Source organism: Pseudomonas sp. Ors-4-3C (genome assembly GCF_055755035.1).
Genome location: NZ_CM146900.1, coordinates 4,415,493 through 4,433,039 on the forward strand (window position 1 = coordinate 4,415,493; position 17,547 = coordinate 4,433,039).

At 58.4% G+C, this 17,547-nt stretch carries 19 protein-coding genes; 8 read left to right on the top strand and 11 right to left on the bottom strand.

The genetic code is table 11. The features are described from left to right. The first annotated feature begins 34 nt into the window (after window positions 1-34). From ACVHNU_RS19850 to ACVHNU_RS19865, 4 genes are all read left to right on the top strand, one after another. A complete protein-coding gene (locus ACVHNU_RS19850; RefSeq protein ID WP_003228032.1) occupies window positions 35-1,846 on the top strand; it encodes a penicillin-binding protein activator in 1,812 nt (603 codons plus the stop codon). Continuing rightward, a complete protein-coding gene (locus tag ACVHNU_RS19855) occupies window positions 1,846-2,208 on the top strand; it encodes a YraN family protein (protein WP_025109296.1) in 363 nt (120 codons plus the stop codon). Before ACVHNU_RS19850 ends, ACVHNU_RS19855 begins: the two co-directional genes overlap by 1 nt. Window positions 2,209-2,312: 104 nt before the next feature. Then, a complete protein-coding gene (locus ACVHNU_RS19860; RefSeq protein WP_003228045.1) occupies window positions 2,313-2,906 on the top strand; it encodes a phosphoheptose isomerase in 594 nt (197 codons plus the stop codon). Continuing rightward, window positions 2,903-3,481 (top strand): BON domain-containing protein, encoded by a 579-nt coding sequence (locus tag ACVHNU_RS19865; RefSeq protein WP_007961621.1) that lies wholly within the window; start codon window positions 2,903-2,905, stop codon window positions 3,479-3,481. The genes ACVHNU_RS19860 and ACVHNU_RS19865 overlap by 4 nt, the downstream gene beginning before the upstream one ends. 134 nt (window positions 3,482-3,615) lie before the next feature. Here the strand turns inward: ACVHNU_RS19865 and ACVHNU_RS19870 are convergent, their stop codons facing one another. The 7 genes from ACVHNU_RS19870 to rplM all read right to left on the bottom strand — a co-directional run bounded on the left by ACVHNU_RS19870 (window position 3,616) and on the right by rplM (window position 8,499). Then, window positions 3,616-4,029, bottom strand: coding sequence for a ClpXP protease specificity-enhancing factor (locus ACVHNU_RS19870; RefSeq protein WP_003228047.1), 414 nt, complete (start codon window positions 4,027-4,029; stop codon window positions 3,616-3,618). A 16-nt stretch (window positions 4,030-4,045) separates the two neighbouring features. Continuing rightward, the gene (locus ACVHNU_RS19875; protein ID WP_003228048.1) at window positions 4,046-4,663 is read right to left on the bottom strand and encodes a glutathione S-transferase N-terminal domain-containing protein; all 618 of its coding nucleotides are present in this window, start codon (window positions 4,661-4,663) and stop codon (window positions 4,046-4,048) included. A 146-nt stretch (window positions 4,664-4,809) separates the two neighbouring features. Then, window positions 4,810-5,589, bottom strand: coding sequence for a cytochrome c1 (locus ACVHNU_RS19880; RefSeq protein ID WP_003228049.1), 780 nt, complete (start codon window positions 5,587-5,589; stop codon window positions 4,810-4,812). After that, a complete protein-coding gene (locus ACVHNU_RS19885; protein ID WP_003228050.1) occupies window positions 5,589-6,800 on the bottom strand; it encodes a cytochrome b in 1,212 nt (403 codons plus the stop codon). Before ACVHNU_RS19885 ends, ACVHNU_RS19880 begins: the two co-directional genes overlap by 1 nt. Next, window positions 6,800-7,393, bottom strand: coding sequence for a ubiquinol-cytochrome c reductase iron-sulfur subunit (petA, locus tag ACVHNU_RS19890; RefSeq protein WP_003228055.1), 594 nt, complete (start codon window positions 7,391-7,393; stop codon window positions 6,800-6,802). Before petA ends, ACVHNU_RS19885 begins: the two co-directional genes overlap by 1 nt. Before the next feature lie 270 nt (window positions 7,394-7,663). Beyond that, window positions 7,664-8,056 (bottom strand): 30S ribosomal protein S9, encoded by a 393-nt coding sequence (gene rpsI, locus ACVHNU_RS19895; RefSeq protein WP_003228056.1) that lies wholly within the window; start codon window positions 8,054-8,056, stop codon window positions 7,664-7,666. A gap of 14 nt (window positions 8,057-8,070) precedes the next feature. Next, window positions 8,071-8,499: a 50S ribosomal protein L13 gene (gene rplM / locus ACVHNU_RS19900; protein ID WP_003228062.1), complete on the bottom strand. Its 429-nt coding sequence runs from the start codon at window positions 8,497-8,499 to the stop codon at window positions 8,071-8,073. Between the two features lie 244 nt (window positions 8,500-8,743). Between rplM and ACVHNU_RS19905 the strand changes: the two genes are divergently transcribed. Further along, window positions 8,744-9,784 (top strand): NADP(H)-dependent aldo-keto reductase, encoded by a 1,041-nt coding sequence (locus ACVHNU_RS19905; RefSeq protein WP_473018155.1) that lies wholly within the window; start codon window positions 8,744-8,746, stop codon window positions 9,782-9,784. A gap of 102 nt (window positions 9,785-9,886) precedes the next feature. Here the strand turns inward: ACVHNU_RS19905 and ACVHNU_RS19910 are convergent, their stop codons facing one another. Next, complete coding sequence (locus tag ACVHNU_RS19910; RefSeq protein ID WP_003228064.1) at window positions 9,887-11,023, bottom strand: acyl-CoA dehydrogenase family protein; 1,137 nt, start codon at window positions 11,021-11,023, stop codon at window positions 9,887-9,889. A 250-nt stretch (window positions 11,024-11,273) separates the two neighbouring features. Here ACVHNU_RS19910 and ACVHNU_RS19915 point away from each other — a divergent pair, with 250 nt between their 5' ends. Next, window positions 11,274-12,170 (top strand): GlxA family transcriptional regulator, encoded by an 897-nt coding sequence (locus tag ACVHNU_RS19915; RefSeq protein WP_177434775.1) that lies wholly within the window; start codon window positions 11,274-11,276, stop codon window positions 12,168-12,170. Window positions 12,171-12,347: 177 nt separating this feature from the next. On the opposite strand, the gene zapE is transcribed toward ACVHNU_RS19915, so the two are convergent. From zapE to ACVHNU_RS19930, 3 genes are all read right to left on the bottom strand, one after another. After that, entirely contained in the window at window positions 12,348-13,442 is a 1,095-nt protein-coding gene (gene zapE, locus ACVHNU_RS19920) for a cell division protein ZapE (RefSeq protein WP_041074841.1), read from the bottom strand. A gap of 90 nt (window positions 13,443-13,532) precedes the next feature. Continuing rightward, complete coding sequence (locus ACVHNU_RS19925; protein ID WP_473018156.1) at window positions 13,533-14,888, bottom strand: tryptophan--tRNA ligase; 1,356 nt, start codon at window positions 14,886-14,888, stop codon at window positions 13,533-13,535. 24 nt (window positions 14,889-14,912) lie between these two features. Continuing rightward, window positions 14,913-15,542, bottom strand: coding sequence for an alpha/beta hydrolase (locus tag ACVHNU_RS19930; protein WP_473020088.1), 630 nt, complete (start codon window positions 15,540-15,542; stop codon window positions 14,913-14,915). Between the two features lie 144 nt (window positions 15,543-15,686). On the opposite strand from ACVHNU_RS19930, the gene ACVHNU_RS19935 reads away from it, so the two are divergent. Continuing rightward, window positions 15,687-16,121, top strand: a complete 435-nt coding sequence (locus tag ACVHNU_RS19935; RefSeq protein WP_003228072.1) for a Z-ring associated ZapG family protein — start codon at window positions 15,687-15,689, stop codon at window positions 16,119-16,121. A gap of 183 nt (window positions 16,122-16,304) precedes the next feature. After that, a complete protein-coding gene (locus tag ACVHNU_RS19940; RefSeq protein ID WP_473018157.1) occupies window positions 16,305-17,486 on the top strand; it encodes an acyltransferase family protein in 1,182 nt (393 codons plus the stop codon). Window positions 17,487-17,547: the final 61 nt, after the last annotated feature.

Consider the following 17,547-nt stretch of genomic DNA (forward strand, 5'->3'; position numbering starts at 1 on the left):
CACGCTAATTTGATCGAGTATCAGGAACACTTACATGATCGCTTGCCTGCGGCTGTTCACTGCCCTCTGCCTCGCTGCCTTGCTGGCGGCCTGCGCCAGCTCCCCTTCCTCCAGCCTTGGCGAACTTCCACGGACCCCGGATGCCAGCATCGAGCAACTGCTCGAACAGGCTACCCAGGCCAAGACACCGGAAAAAGCCGCCCTGTTGCGCTTGAGCGCGGCAGACCTGGCTTACCGCCAGGGTAATGCCGGCCAGTCCGCGCAGATCCTGCAACAAGTGCCGATGGAGCAACTCAAGCCAGGCCAGCAGATCTTCGCCAGCACCCTGTCCGCTGAACTGGCGATGACTCGCAATCAGCCGAAAGCCGCGCTGACTGCCCTGAGCCATCCGAGCCTGCAGCATCTGAGCGAAATGCCGGAAGACCAGCAAGTGCGCACCGGCACCGTGCATGCCCGCGCACTGGAAGCCGATGGCCAGACCCTGGCGGCCGCTCGCGAGCGCATCTTCATCGCGCCAATGCTCAAAGGCGAAGCCGCGAGCAAGAACCACGAAGCGATCTGGACCCTGATCGCTTCGCTGCCAACCGATCAACTGCAACCCAATACCTCCGACGACCTCGGTGGCTGGATGGGCCTGGCCCTGGCAGTGAAAACTGCCGGCACCCTGGAACAGCAGCAAGCCGCGATCGATACCTGGCGCGCACAAAACCCGAAACACCCGGCGGCAATCAACCTGCCGCTGCCCCTGACCAAACTCAAGGAGCTGGCCAGCCAGCCCCTGAGCAAAATCGCCCTGCTGCTGCCGCAAGACGGCCCACTGGCCTCGGTCGGCAAGGCCCTGCGTGAAGGTTTCATGGCGGCGCACTATCAAGCGCAACAGGCCGGCCAGAAGCCGCCCGCCATCGAGTTCTACGACAGCTCCAAGCTGACCTCGATGGATGAGTTCTACCGCAAGGCCCAGGCTGATGGCGTGCAACTGGTGGTCGGTCCGCTGGAGAAACCACTGGTCAAACAACTGAGCACTCGTCCGCAACTGCCGATCACCACCCTCGCATTGAACTACAGCGAAGGTGATCAAGGTCCGGCGCAACTGTTCCAGTTCGGTCTGGCGGCTGAAGACGAAGCCCGCGAAGTTTCGCGTCGTGCCCGCGCCGACGGCCTGCACCGTGCGGCAATCATGGTGCCGAAAGGCGAATGGGGCGACCGCGTACTGCGTGCGTTCAGCCAGGACTGGCAAGCCAACGGCGGCAGCATCGTCGCCACCGAGCGTGTCGATCAGCCAGTGCAACTGGCCCAGCAGATCGCCGACATGTTCCAGCTGCGTCAAAGTGAGGCCCGCGCCAAGAGCCTGCAGAATGCTGCCGGCACCAACGTAGCCGCACAGCCTTCGCGTCGTCAGGACATCGAGTTCATTTTCCTCGCCGCCACCCCGCAACAGGCGCAGCAGATCAAGCCGACCCTGAATTTCCAGTACGCCGGTGACGTTCCGGTGTACGCGACCTCCCACGTCTACAGCGCCAGCGGCGATGTGAACCAGTACAACGACATGAACGGCGTGCGTTTCTGCGAAACCCCATGGCTGCTCGAAGCCAACGACCCGCTGCGCCAACAAGTCACCGCACAGTGGCCACAAGCCGCCGGCAGTCTTGGTCGCCTGTACGCGATGGGCGTCGATGCCTACCGTCTGGCACCCCGCCTGGGTCAATTGAAAGCTCTGCCGGACAGCCGCATCGAAGGTCAGTCGGGCAGCCTGGGCATGACCCAGACCCAACGTGTAGTGCGGCAGTTGCCATGGGCGCAGTTCGTCAACGGTCAGGTTCAACGCCTGCCGGACACCCCGCGCTGATGCCCGACAGCTCGCACCTGCAAAGCGGTAAAGATGCCGAGCGCCAAGCGCTCGAGCATCTGCAACACCAGGGTCTGCGCCTGCTGGCGCAGAACTGGTCATGCAAACGGGGCGAGCTTGATCTGGTCATGCTTGATGGCGATACAGTAGTATTCGTCGAAGTCCGCTACAGAAAAAACACTCAATGGGGTGGCGCGCTCGCTAGCATCGATGAGCGCAAACGGCAAAAACTGATTTTCGCCGCACAGTATTTTCTTCAGCGTGAGTCACGCTGGGCCGATTCCCCTTGCCGCTTCGACGTGGTGGCCATCGACAGGCACCCGGATCAATTGAACTGGCTGCAGAATGCGTTCGATGGTTGATTCTCTGCACACCACCCCGGACACTTTCACCGACAATTTTTGCTCTTTGCTTTGCGGGCTGCACATTCACGTGCCGAACAGCCGCGCCACTTAAGGTCACACAGATGGACATGCAATCCCGAATTCGCCAGCTTTTCCAGGCCAGTATCGACACCAAGCAACAGGCGATGGACGTACTTGCACCGCACATCGAGCAAGCCAGCCAGATCATGGTCAACGCCCTGCTCAACGAAGGCAAAATGCTTTCGTGCGGCAACGGTGGCTCTGCCGGCGACGCCCAGCACTTCTCCTCGGAGCTGCTCAACCGCTTCGAGCGCGAACGCCCGAGCTTGCCGGCCATCGCCCTGACCACCGACAGCTCGACGATCACCTCGATCGCCAACGACTACAGCTACAACGAAGTGTTCTCCAAGCAGATCCGCGCACTGGGTCAACCAGGCGACGTATTGCTGGCGATTTCGACCAGCGGTAACTCGGCGAACATTATTCAGGCGATCCAGGCCGCACATGATCGCGAAATGATTGTCGTAGCATTGACCGGACGCGATGGCGGCGGCATGGCGTCATTGCTATTGCCCGAGGACGTCGAGATTCGCGTACCGGCCAACGTCACTGCACGTATTCAGGAAGTCCACCTGCTGGCGATCCATTGCCTTTGCGATCTGATCGACAGCCAACTGTTCGGGAGTGAAGAATGACCCCTAATCGCCTTGGCCTTCTGGCCTTGACCCTGTGCCTCGGCATCAGCGGCTGCACCTCGGTGGTGAATGCCAGCCGTGAAGCGCCGATTGAAGACGACCGCGGCACCCGAACCTTCGGCAGCAAAATCGACGACTCGCTGATCGAGACCAAAGTCGGCGTCAACGTGGCCAAGGCCGACCCAGGCCTGGACAAGGACTCGCATATCGTCGTCACCAGCTTCAACGGCGTGGTGCTGCTCGCCGGCCAGACGCCGCGCGAAGACCTCAAGGCCAAGGCCGAACAGGCCGCCGCCAACGTCCAGCGCGTGAAGAAGGTGCACAACGAGCTGCAAGTGATTGCGCCGTCGAGCTTCCTCGCCCGCCAGAACGATGCCTGGCTGACCACCAAGATCAAGACCCAGATGCTGACCGATGCCAGCATTCCCGGCTCACGCATCAAGGTAGTGACCGAGAATGGCATCGTCTATCTGCTGGGCCTGCTGACCAAGCAGGAAGCGCAACAGGCGACCAATCTGGTGCAGAGCGTTTCCGGCGTGCAGAAGATCGTCAAGCTGTTCGAATACATCGACTGAGGTGCACTTCTGTAGGAGCTGTCGAGTGAAACGAGGCTGCGATCTTTTGATCGTCAAAAACAAGATCAAAAGATCGCAGCCTTCGGCAGCTCCTACGTAATAAAAAAGGCGACCCTTTCGGATCGCCTTTTTTATTACTTCACCACTTTCAAACTTGGCCGACCGCTTGGGCGCGGCGGCTCGCTGTCCGGTGGCGGCAAGTCGTCATCGGGTTCGATATCGTCTTCGTCATCCATCGGCGACTCGAGATCGAAGACCATGCCCTGCCCGTTCTCCCGGGCATAGATGCCCAGAATCGCGCTGATCGGCACATACAGACTGTGCGGAACGCCACCGAAGCGACCCTCGAAGGTCACCACGTCGTTGTCCATGTGCAAGTGACGCACGGCGCTGGGCGAAATGTTCAGGACGATCTGTCCGTCACTGGCAAAACCCTGCGGCACCTGCACCGCCGGGTATTCGGAATTGACCAGCATGTGCGGGGTGCAATCGTTATCCACAATCCACTCGTAGAGCGCGCGGACCAGATAAGGTCGACTGGAGTTCATAGCGGCTCCTTAAGCCTTAGCGCATATCGCGTTCGACGCCAGACAGACTCGCCTGGAAAGCCTCACGCGCAAACTGGCGCTCCATATAATCAAGCAGCGGCTTGGCCGGCCGCGGCAGTTCAATACCCAGAATCGGCAAACGCCAGAGTATTGGCAATAGGCAGCAATCCACCAGACTTTGTTCCTCACTGAGGAAAAACGGCTTGTCGGCAAACAGCGGCGACACGCCCGTCAGGCTTTCACGCAATTCCTTGCGCGCCACGACACGCGCGGCCTCCTTGGTTTTCGGATCAAGAATCAGATCCACAAGACCACACCAGTCACGCTGAATACGGTGAATCAGCAGACGGCTGTTGGCACGCGCCACCGGATAAACCGGCATCAGTGGCGGATGCGGGTAACGCTCATCCAGATATTCCATCACCACGGTCGACTCCCACAACGCCAGGTCGCGATCGACCAGCGTCGGGAGACTGCCGTAAGGGTTCACCTCAATCAGTTTAGGCGGCTGGCGACCAGCTTCCACGTAAATGATTTCGGCGCTGACACCCTTCTCTGCAAGCACGATGCGCACTCGGTGGGAATAGTGGTCGGCGGGGTCGGAGTAACAGGCCAACCGATTGGTCACGCCCATGGCGATCCTCCTCGCTTGTTGAAATTATCGGAACCGGAAAAACGCGCGCGCCCAGAGGGCGCCTCACGCACTGCCTGGCGAACCAGGCGTTGCGTTTTCAGAGGCACGCTTGGGCGCGCGCGATTAACAGCAATGCTTGAAGCGTATCAGTGCACGTCTTTCCAGTATTCACGCTTGAGCAGGTAGGCGAACACAAAGAAGAACGCCAGGTACAGCAAGACGTAAGTACCGATGCGCTGATGTTGCAGCTTAACCGGGTTAGCCGAGTAAGCCAGGAAGGTTACCAGATTCTTGACCTTCTCATCGAACTGCTCTTCGTTCAGAGCACCGGTTTTCGGCACGATGGTCAACTGATCGCACGCTTCATGCGTCAACGGCGTACCGGTCAGCGGATCGTATTGCTTCTTGCCGTCCTCGACGATCTGCACTTGCTTGCAGCCCACGACCTGGCGACCTTGCAGGCCGACCAGCACGTTAGGCATGCCGACGTTCGGGAAGACCTTGTTGTTCACGCCCCATGGGCGCGCAGGATCTTCGTAGAACGAGCGCAGATAACCGTAGAGCCAGTCGGTGCCACGCACACGCGCCACCAGGGTCAGGTCCGGCGGTGCTGCACCGAACCAGGTCTTGGCGTCAGCCGGTTGCATACCGATGTTCATGTGGTCACCGATCTTGGCACCGGTGAAGACGAGTTTTTCCAGCATCATGTCATGCGGGATCCCCAGGTCATCGGCAACGCGCTCGTAACGCTGGAACTTGGCACTGTGGCAACCCATGCAGTAGTTGGCAAAGGTACGCGCACCATCCTGCAGGGCAGCCTTGTCGGAAACGTCGATGTCGACTTTTTCCAGATCCGGACCATGTTCGGCAGCAAAAGACAGCACAGGCAGAGCAGCAAAAATCAGAGCAAAAAATAACTTTTTCATCAGCCAGTCACCCTTTCCGGAACCGGTTTGGTCTTCTCGAGCCTGGTGTAGAAAGGCATCAGAATGAAGTAAGCGAAGTACAGAAAGGTGCAGACCTGCGAGATCAGCGTGCGCTCAGGCGTCGGAGCCAGAACACCGAGAATGCCGAGGATCACGAACGCGACGCAGAACACCAACAGCCAGACTTTGCTCATCCAGCCCTTGTAGCGCATCGATTTCACCGGACTGCGATCAAGCCACGGCAGCACGAACAGCAAGGCAATCGACGCCCCCATGGCGATAACGCCCATGAGCTTGTCCGGGATTGCCCGCAAGATTGCGTAGAACGGTGTGAAGTACCAGACCGGTGCAATGTGCTCAGGCGTCTTGAACGGGTTGGCTTGCTCGAAGTTTGGCTTTTCGAGGAAGTAGCCGCCCATTTCCGGGAAGAAGAACACAATGAAGCAGAAGATGAACAGGAACACCACTACGCCGACGATGTCTTTCACGGTGTAGTAAGGGTGGAAGGCAATGCCGTCCAGCGGGATGCCGTTTTCGTCTTTGTGCTTCTTGATGTCGACGCCATCAGGGTTGTTCGAGCCGACTTCGTGCAGCGCCAGAATGTGCAGCACCACCAGACCGAGGATCACGATCGGCAGGGCCACGACGTGCAGGGCGAAGAAGCGGTTCAGGGTGATCCCGGAAATCAGGTAGTCACCACGAATCCACTGGGTCAGGTCGTTGCCGATGACCGGAATCGCACCGAACAGCGAGATGATCACCTGGGCACCCCAGTAGGACATCTGACCCCACGGCAGCAGATAACCCATGAAGGCTTCAGCCATCAGCGCCAGGTAGATCAGCATGCCGAATACCCACACCAACTCGCGGGGTTTCTGGTACGAACCGTAGAGCAGGCCACGGAACATGTGCAGATAGACCACGATGAAGAACGCCGAAGCGCCGGTGGAGTGCAGCAGACGCAGGATCGAGCCGTACTCGACGTCGCGCATGATGTATTCGACGGAAGCGAACGCCTCTTCTGCCGACGGCGTATAGCTCATCGTCAGCCAGACACCGGTGACGATCTGGTTGACCAGCACCAGCAGCGCCAGCGAGCCGAAGAAATAGAAGAAGTTGAAGTTTTTTGGCGCGTAATACTTGCTGAGATGGTCTTCCCACATTTTGGTTGCGGGGAAGCGCGCATCAACCCAATCCATGAACTTGCTCATCACGCTTTCTCCGTATCGACGCCAATGACAATCAGGTCATCGGTCTCATAGGAATGCGGGGGAACTGGCAGGTTCAAAGGCGCAGGTTGCGACTTGTAGACGCGGCCAGCCAGATCGTAGTGGGAACCGTGGCAAGGGCAGAAATAGCCACCGACCCAGTCTTTACCCAGATCCGCAGGTGCCACTTCGGGACGGAAGGTTGGTGAGCAACCCAGGTGAGTGCAGATACCGATCAGCAGCAGAATTTCCGGCTTGATCGAACGCACTTCAGGGTCGACATAGGTAGGTTGCGTGGAGTTTTTGGAAGTCGGATCGGAGAGCTGGCCCTCGATCTTCTTGAGATTCCCCAGGATTTCCGCAGTACGGCGGACAATGAACACCGGCTGGCCGCGCCACTCGGCAATCATCTGCTGTCCTGGCTCGATCTTGCTGACATTCACTTTCACCGGTGCACCGGCGGCTTTCGCCTTGGCACTGGGAAACCATGACCCCACGAACGGGACCGCAGCCCCCACCGCTCCTGCAGCACCCACCACGGATGTGGCTGCTACCAAGAAGCGACGCCGGCCTGCATTCACGCCGTCATTGCTCATTCAGTCCTCTCCCATCAGCTTTTGTGGCCTGTTAAATCAGGCATCTACTAAATAAATCAATGTTACTTATAAAAATTTTGCCGAGATGGTAATGAAAAGCCCCAATTCTGACAAGGGAATTACCCGGAGCTCCCACCCTCAAGCCTTGTAGTATAGGGGGTCTACGAATGTGGCAAGTTGTCACAGCGCAATTCTTTAATAAATCGCAGGCATAAAAAAACGCCCGGTTCCGTGAGGAATCGGGCGTTCTTTTTTGAACGTGGAAACGAATTAACGCTTCGAGTACTGCGGACGCTTACGCGCTTTACGCAGACCAACTTTCTTACGTTCAACTTCACGGGCGTCGCGAGTAACGAAGCCAGCTTTGCGCAGAGCGCTACGCAGGGTTTCGTCGTAGTCCATCAGAGCGCGAGTGATGCCGTGGCGGATTGCGCCAGCCTGACCACTTACACCACCGCCGATCACGGTGACGTAGATGTCGAATTTCTCGACAGTCTCGGTCAGCTCCAGCGGCTGACGAACTACCATGCGGGCAGTTTCGCGGCCGAAGAAGTTATCCAGCGAACGGTTGTTGATGGAGATGTTACCAGTACCCGGACGCAGGAAAACGCGTGCGGTTGCGGTCTTGCGACGGCCAGTGCCGTAATTTTGAGTCGCCGACATAATGAACTATTCCGTTAAATCTTCAGTTCTTGGGGCTGCTGAGCAGTATGAGGGTGTGCAGCGCCCGCATAGACTTTCAGCTTACGGTACATGTCGCGACCCAGTGGGTTTTTAGGCAGCATGCCTTTAACCGCGGTCTCGATCACGCGCTCAGGGGCTTTGGCGATCAGCTTTTCAAAGTTGATCGACTTGATGCCGCCCGGGAAACCGGAGTGGGAGTAGTACATTTTGTCAGTGGTTTTAGCGCCGGTAACACGGATCTGCTCGGCGTTGATTACGACGATGTAGTCGCCAGTGTCAACGTGAGGAGTGTATTCAGGCTTGTGCTTGCCACGCAGACGGCTCGCGATTTCGGTGGCCAGACGACCCAGGGTCTGACCAGCAGCGTCGACGACAAACCAGTCGCGCTTTACTGTTTCCGGTTTAGCAGTAAAAGTTTTCATTCTTTATAGCCTCAGGGGCCGCCTGTAAATAAGACGGCGGATCTTACTGAATAGTGCGTACTTTGACAAGTCAAAGGCAGCCGGATACAGACGCTTTCGGGGGCTCGGGTCGGCGCGTCCGTTCAACGGCAAGATTCTTCGGCGGCGGCGCATCACTTCCACTGCAGAAAGAGGTCGGCAATTATGCAGATTGCGAAAAATTTTTCAACCTGCTTTTATGATTGTTTTGCCCAAGGAGCACCCGATGGACTATCGCCAGCTAGGCCGGACCGACCTGAACGTGAGTGCAATCTGCCTCGGCACCATGACCTGGGGCGAGCAAAACACTGAAGCTGAAGCCTTCGCCCAGATCGAACGGGCCAAGGAAGCCGGGATCAATTTCATCGACACCGCCGAGATGTACCCGGTGCCGCCGAAAGCCGATACCTACGCCACCACCGAACGCTACATCGGCAATTACTTCAAAACTCGCGGCGACCGCGCCGACTGGATTCTCGCCAGCAAGATCGCCGGCCCCGGCAACACCATCGACTACATCCGCGACAAGAACCTGCGCCACAATCGCCAGCACATTACCGCTGCGGTGGATGCCAGCCTCGAGCGCCTGCAGACCGATTACATCGACCTCTACCAACTGCACTGGCCGGAGCGCAGCACCAATTTCTTCGGCCAGTTGGGTTACAAGCACAAGATCGAAGCCAACCTGACGCCGCTCGAGGACACCCTCGAAGCCCTCGACGAACAAGTGAAGGCCGGCAAGATCCGTCACATCGGCCTGTCCAACGAGACGCCGTGGGGCACCATGCGCTTCCTCGCCCTGGCCGAAGCCCGTGGCTGGCCGCGCGCGGTGTCGATCCAGAACCCGTACAACCTGCTCAACCGCAGCTTCGAAATCGGCCTGGCTGAAATCGCCATTCGCGAACAGTGCGGCCTGCTCGCGTACTCGCCGCTGGCGTTCGGCTTCCTGTCCGGCAAGTACGAAGGTGGCGCTCGCCCGCCGAAAGGCCGCCTGAGCCTCTACAGCCGCTTCAGCCGCTATTTCAACCCGCAATCGGAGGCTGCTTGCAGCCGTTACGTGGCACTGGCCCGGGAACATGGTCTGGACCCGGCGCAAATGGCCCTGGCGTTCGTCACCCAGCAACCGTTCGTCACCAGCAACATCATTGGTGCGACCACGCTGGAGCAACTGGACAGCAACATTGCCAGTTTTGATCTGAAACTTTCCGATGAAGTGCTGGCCGGGATTGAGGCGATTCACAAGGTTCATCCGAATCCGGCGCCTTGATCGACCGCTAAAAGCTTCGCGAGCAGGCTCGCTCCCACAGGTACGGTAATCCCTGTGGGAGCGGGCTTGCTCGCGAAAGGGCCTGTCAATTCACTGCAAAACTCACAGCGACCGCGCAATGATCTCCTTCATGATTTCATTGGTGCCGGCATAGATCCGCTGCACGCGCGCATCCGCCCACGCCCGCGCCACCGGGTATTCCCACATGAAGCCGTAGCCGCCATGCAACTGCACGCACTCGTCGAGCACCTTGCATTGCAGGTCGGTGCCCCAGTATTTGGCCATCGCTGCTGTCGGCACGTCGAGCTTGCCCTGCAGATGCAATTCCAGGCACTTGTCGACAAATACTCGACCGATCTGAATTTCAGTGGCCATTTCCGCCAGTTTGAAGCGGGTGTTCTGGAAGTCGGCAATCGCCTTGCCGAACGCCTTGCGATCACGGGTGTAATCCAGCGTCCATTTCAGCGCGGCTTCGGCTGAGGCCAGACCACCAATCGCCACCGTGAGACGTTCCTGCGGCAATTCCTGCATCAGGTAGGCAAACCCTGCCCCGGCCTGACCCAGCAGGTTTTCTTTCGGTACGCGCACGTCCTGGAAGAACAATTCCGACGTGTCCTGAGCCTTCATTCCGACCTTCTCCAGGCGTTTGCCCTTCTCGAAGCCCGGCGTATTCGCTTCCACCACAAACAGGCTGGTGCCCTTGGCGCCGGCCTTTGGATCGGTCTTGGCGACCACGATCACCAGGTCAGCGAGGAAGCCATTGGTGATGAAGGTCTTGGAACCGTTGATCACATACTCGTCGCCATCCAGCACTGCGGTGGTCTTGACTCCCTGCAAGTCGGAACCGGCGCCCGGCTCGGTCATCGCAATCGCGCTGACCATCTCGCCCGAGACCAGTTTCGGCAGGTACTTGTGCTTCAGCGCTTCACTGCCGTAATGCAGGATGTACGGCGCAACGATGTCCGAATGCAGCGAGAAACCGATACCGGTCAGGCCGAGACGACCGACCTCTTCGATCACCACCGCGCTATACAAAAAGTCCGCGCCCAGGCCGCCATACTCCTCCGGCAGATGCGAGCAGAGCATCCCCGCCTCCCCTGCCTTGTTCCACAGTTTGCGGTCGATGTGGCCTTGTTTCTCCCACTGCGCATGGAACGGCACGGCCTCTTTTTCGAGGAAGGTTCGTACGCTGTCGCGGAACAATTCGTGCTCGGAGCTGAACAAGGTTCTGGGGATCATGCGGCACCTTTCATTCTTGTTGGAGGGATATGACCTTCAGAGACTAAGCCTCACCTCCGATACAGGACACTGGACACATCCGACAAAAAATAAGACGATCCAGCCGTCTGGTGACCACTTTCCCTTATAAAAACAAAACAAAAGTTGAATTATGTCCAAGCAAGTCTCCACGCCCTTGCGGCGCGTCAGCATCCTGGCAATCGACCGGGTTTTCGCCTCCACCCTCATGCAGGCCAAGGATTTCTTCCATCTGGCCAGCCTGCGTTACGGCAAACAACTGGGCCACGGCCTGACTCCGGCGTTCGAAACCCGCCTGGTCAGCCCCGACGGTAAACCGGTGAACAGTTTCAGTGACGTGATGATGCCGGTGGACGGCGCCCTGGAAAACGCCGACGTGATTATCCTCCCGGCGTTCTGGGACGATTTCGATACGCTTTGCGGCCGTTATCCGCAGATCCTGCCATGGCTGCGCGAGCAGCACGCCCGCGGCGCCGTATTGTGCGGCGAAGCCACCGGGGTGTTCTGGCTGGCCGAGGCCGGTCTGCTCAATGGCAAGGAAGCGACCACTTACTGGCGCTTCTTCAATGCCTTTGCCGAGCGCTTCCCCAAGGTGTACCTCAATCAGGACAAGCACCTGACCGACGCCGACAACCTGTATTGCGCCGGCGGCACCACCTCGGCCTGCGACCTCTATATTTACCTGATCGAACGCTTCTGTGGCGCCAACGTCGCCCAAGCCGTGGCCCGCGACATTCTGTATGAAGTGCAGCGCAGTTACTCGCCGGGACGTATCGGTTTCGGCGGCCAGAAGCTGCACCAGGACGTGATCATCCTGCAGATCCAGCACTGGCTCGAAGAGCACTTCGCCGACAAGTTTCGCTTCGAAGACGTGGCCCGCGAGCACGGCATGAGCATCCGCAACTTCATGCGCCGCTTCCAGACCGCCACCGGCGACAAACCGCTGCACTACCTGCAACGCCTGCGCATCGAGACCGCCAAGGGCTTGCTGTCCGGCAGCCGCAAGAGCATCAAGACCATCAGTTATGAGGTCGGCTACGACGATGCGAGCTTCTTTGCGCGGCTGTTCCGCCAGCATACGGAGCTGTCGCCGAACCAGTATCGGCAGCAGTTTCAGCAGGCTGCATAACTCGCTGCCCACGCACAAAACCACTGTGGGAGCGGGCTTGCTCGCGAAAGCGTACTTTCAGTTGGCATCTATTTAGCTGACACACCGCATTCGCGAGCAAGCCCGCTCCCACAGGGGTACTGCGTCGCATAAAAAAAGGGCCTGCAATTGCAGGCCCTTTTTATTTGCCGAATCTGTTTAAGGCTTGTGCGCCCGCGACAGGAATTCGTGCGATTGCATCTCCAGCAGACGGCTGAGCGTACGCTGGAATTCGAACGTCAGGCGCCCGCCGGTGTACAGGTCTTTCAACTCGACTTCGGCAGAAATGATCAGCTTGACGTTACGGTCGTAGAACTCGTCGACCATGTTGATGAAGCGACGGGCGATGTCGTCGGTGGTGACGCTCATCTGCTCGACGCCGCTGAGCAGCACGGCATGGAAGATCTTGCCCAGCTCGATGTAATCGTTCTGGCTGCGCGGGCCGTCGCACAGTTCGCGGAAGTCGAACCAGGCCACGTCGTCGCAAGTGCGCAGGGCACGGATTTCGCGGTTCTCGATGATCAGCACATCGTTTTCCACCGCAGCCGTGCATTCCGGCGTGAGGGCCTTGAAGCTCTTGCGCAGGCTTTCGTGCGCCGCTTCGTCCAGCGGATAGTGGAACAGCTCCGCTTGTTCGAGGTGACGCAAACGGTAGTCGACGCCGCTGTCGACGTTGACGATTTCGGTGTTCTGCTTGATCAGTGCAATGGCCGGGAGGAACCGCGCGCGCTGCAGACCGTCCTTGTACAAGCCGTCCGGGACGATGTTCGAGGTCGCGACCAGGGTCACGCCGTTCTTGAACAGCTCTTCCATCAGCGTGCCGAGGATCATCGCGTCGGTGATGTCGGAGACGAAGAATTCATCGAAGCAGATCACTCGCGATTCGGTGGCGAAGCGCTTGGCGATGATGGTCAGCGGGTTTTTCTCGCCGCCGAGGGTTTTCATCTCTTCGTGCACACGCTTCATGAAGCGGTGGAAGTGAGTGCGGGTCTTTTCCTTGAACGGCAGCGCTTCAAAGAAGGTGTCGACCAGGTAAGTCTTGCCGCGGCCCACGCCGCCCCAGAAATACAGACCCTTGACCGGCGTCTGATCCTTTTTGCCAAACAGCTTGCCCAGCAAACCCGGCTTGTTCTGCTCGGCCGCGATCAGATCGTCGTACAGGCGCTGCAGATGACGCACGGCAGTTTCCTGCGCGGCGTCATGGAAGAAGTCCGGGCGTTTCAGATCAGCTTGGTATCGTTCTAGGGGCGTCATAATTCGTTAGCAAGGCAACAAAAACGGGCCGTCACTGTAGCGACGGCCCGTGGGAATGGCAATCGGCCCTTGGTCGGGCCGCGCCGCGGATTAGTCCTGAACCGGAGTCAGCGCAACGCGCAGAGCCTCGATGGCCGCGTCCCGCGCAGCAGCATCGGCGAACGTCGGGCTGTCGCCAACGCACTCGCCTTCCAGCCACACGCTGAAGCTCAGGTCTTGATTGCGAATGTCCAACGCCTGACCGGCCTGCAGTTGCTTGGTCACCTGGCCGGCGGTTTTGCCGTCGGCGAAGTTGCGCGACAGCAGCAGTTGCTCGCCATCAGCCGCCAGCAGACGGAAACGGAAGCTACCGTCGTCTTCACGGAAGCTGACGAAACGTGCGGCTTTCGCAGCCTTCTTCTTGGTGGTCGCGGCAACCTGAACCTGATTGACGAAAGAACGCAGACCGACCGCTTCGCGCAGCTCGTTGAGGAACGGCGTCGCCACCGCACGGGCCTTTTTCGCGCCGTGTTGCAGGATGTCTTCCAGATCCGCCGGGCGCTCGATCAACTGGTGGTAACGCTCGCGGGACTCGCCCAGCTCGTTATCCAGCAACTGGAACAGACGGTTTTTCGCCTCGCCCCAGCCCAGACCACCGAGCAGTTCGCTACGGAATTCTTCAGCCTGCGCAGGCGTTGCGAAGGCCTGGAACAGAGTGAACAGGTGCGAGTTGTCCGGATCTTTCGCTTCGCCCGGTGCACGGGAGTCGGTGACGATGCGCGAGATCGCGTCCTTCATCTCTTTGGCGCTGGAGAACAGCGGAATGGTGTTGTCGTAGCTCTTCGACATCTTGCGCCCATCGAGGCCTGGCAGGGTTGCCACGCTTTCCTCGATCAGTGCTTCGGGCATGGTGAAGAACTCCTTGCCCTGGCCAAACAGATGGTTGAAGCGCTGACCGATATCACGGGCCATTTCCACGTGCTGAATCTGGTCACGACCGACCGGCACCTTGTGCGCGTTGAACATCAGGATGTCCGCCGCCATCAGCACCGGGTAGCTGTAGAGCCCCATGGTGATGCCGGCATCCGGGTCTTCACCGGTCTCGACGTTCTTGTCCACCGAAGCCTTGTAGGCGTGCGCACGGTTGAGCAGGCCCTTGGCCGCGACGCAGGTCAGCAGCCAGGTCAGCTCGGGGATTTCCGGGATGTCGGACTGGCGATAGAAGGTCACACGGTCAACATCGAGGCCACCGGCCAGCCAGGTCGCGGCGATTTCCAGACGCGAGCGCTGGATGCGCAGCGGGTCATCGCATTTGATCAGGGCATGGTAGTCAGCCAGGAAGTAGAACGAATCGGCATTGCTGTCGCGGCTGGCGAGGATCGCCGGGCGAATGGCGCCGGCGTAGTTGCCCAGGTGCGGCGTGCCGGTGGTGGTGATGCCGGTGAGGATACGGGTTCGGTTCGTCATGGGTAATCGCTTGTCAGACTGCAATCAATTCGAGAGACGCGGCAGGATCAGATCCTTGAGATCGGTCAGCTTGCCATGAAAAAAGTGTCCACATTCTGCCACTTTCAGCAGCTCATGGGGGCGCTGGAGTTTTGCCGACCAGTCGTAGACCACTTGCGGGTCGATCACTTCGTCGGTTTCCGGCTGGATCACGGTCAGCTCGCCGCGCTGTGGCAGTTGATCCTGATCGCCCAGACGCATCACCGCTGGCGCGACCATGAACAGCTTCTTGAGCTGTACGCCTTGGGCTTCTAGACGACCGCCGAGACTTGCTGCAACAAATCCGCCGAAGGAGAAACCGAACAGGGTCAGCGGCAGATCCGGGTGTTTTTCCCGCAGCCAGGCGGCGGCGGCCTGAGCATCGTCGACTTCACCGCTGCCCATGTCGTGCGTACCTTCGCTGGCGCCAACGCCGCGATAGTTGAAGCGCAAGGTAATCAGACCGGCATCGCGCGCGGTGCGCTGCAGGGTCGAGACGACCTTGTTGAGCATGGTGCCGCCCTGCACCGGGTTGGGATGGCAGATCAGCGCGATGCCGATTGGTTGCTCGTTATCCAGGTACAGCGCTTCAATCTGGCCGACTGGGCCGGCAATCACTACAGGGGTTTCACGCATCAGCAAGGAAGGAACTCCGTGACCTCGAATCGGGTCGACTCGTCTAGCAAATTGTCTGTGCCAATCTATTGCGAGTGAATCGCGGTATACAGCGCAGGTTCGAGCCGTTAACGTAAAGCAAAGCCGTTTATAGAGGAAGGACTCGTGGAACACTCGCTCTTAGTTTGGTTGTTACCGACTCTTGCCCTGGTTGTGGGTGTCGCCATTGGATTCCTGATCGCTCGCGTCGCACCGAATGCCGCGCCGAGCCGCACGCAGCGTCAACTGGATGATATCCAGGAGCGTTTCGACAGCTATCAAAACGAGGTGGTCACCCACTTCAACAGCACCGCGACGCTGGTCAAGAAGCTAACCCAGAGCTATCAGGAAGTGCAGGATCATCTCGCCGAGGGCGCCAACCGCTTGGCCCTCGACGAGCAGACCCGTCAACGCCTGATCGCCGCTTTGCACGCCGATGCCGCCCAGGCACCGCGCGAACGCCTGACGCCGCCGCGCGATCAGGAGCCGCCACGCGACTACGCGCCGAAAACCCCGAACTCGCCGGGCATGCTCGATGAGCACTATGGTTTGAAGAAATAACTCACTTCAGTATCAGCGAAAAGCCCTTGGCAAGTGATTGGCCAAGGGCTTTTTTGTTTTTGCGCGGTGTGCATGCGATACGATTTGCTTAGTACTTAATTTCGAACCAACTTATGACGCCCGTCCTGAGTGGACTGCAAAGTCGGGTCTGTTAGAATCCGCAAAATTTTTCCGAGCCCCACCATGAATTCCCTTTACGTAGTGCACACACCAGAAATCCTGGCACTTCTGGTATTTCTGTTCGCTTGCGCAGCGTTGCCGATGTTCATCTTTCAGTGGACCACGCCCTCGCTCGTGCCTGAAGTACATCCAAAATCGCGCTGGCTGGACGGATTGCGTGGAGTGGCCGCCATTTTGGTTTCCCTGAACCACGCCCCTTTTGTACTGATCAATCTTGAAGTGGTGCCAAAGGTTTTTTACTTCGACCCTGCCGACAGTGAACTGCTGAAGTTTCTGGGAGCCATCGGTGTTCAGATATTTTTCTGTATTACCGGGCTGTTATTCGCCAGCAAAATCCTCTCGGGCAAGCTGGTTGACTGGTCGGATTTCTTCGTCAAGCGTATACGCCGCATTGTCCCGGCCTATTTTGCTGCCGCCCTCCTGGCGACTGCCATTGGCTTCTGGTTCTCCTGGCCGAATCATCAGGACATTACTTCGATGGTCGCGGCAATTCCGGCACTGTTTGGCTTCGGGCTGCTTCCGCTTCCAACGCTGAACGAATTTAACTTTGCCCGTCTCTTGGGCGTCTCATGGTCGCTGGCCATCGAATGGCGGTTTTACCTGGTTCTGCCGCTGATTTATATCGCCGTCCGGAAAAGCCGCAACATCACGCTACTATCCATTGTCGCTTTCGCCATTCTTGATCTGACCCTCAACGGCGCCAGTGCATGGGTGTTTTTTATCCCTGGGGCGCTCTGCTCGATGTTCAGCGCACGGGAGTTCAGCAAGAACCTGCGGTGGGGCGCTCTGGTCCTGGCAATTGTGGCGATTTCGCTGATGTTCTATCGAATGGGTGACAAGGGCATCTTCGGTCTGGAGCAATTCCTGAACGTTTCAGTTATTTTTGCCGCGCTGACAATCGCTCGCCCCTCAGTACTGACCATGCGCACGTTGGTGGCAATGGGTTCGGTCAGTTATAGCTTTTATCTGCTGCATGCAATGCTGCTGTTCCTGGTATTCGGTGCGGTGCATTTCTACTGGGTTGAAATCAGTGAACTGTCCCTTGCTCATTTCGCCGTACTGGCCGGATGCACACTGGCGTTCGCCTCTACTGTATCCACCGTGTCCTTTGTCTTTATCGAGCGCCGATTCATGCATGCTGCACCAATGAACAGCCGAGCGATGAGTAAGCCTCAAACAGCCTGAAATTCCGGCCATAAAAAAACCAGCTTACGCTGGTTTTTTTTGCCACCGGTTTTTAACCGGC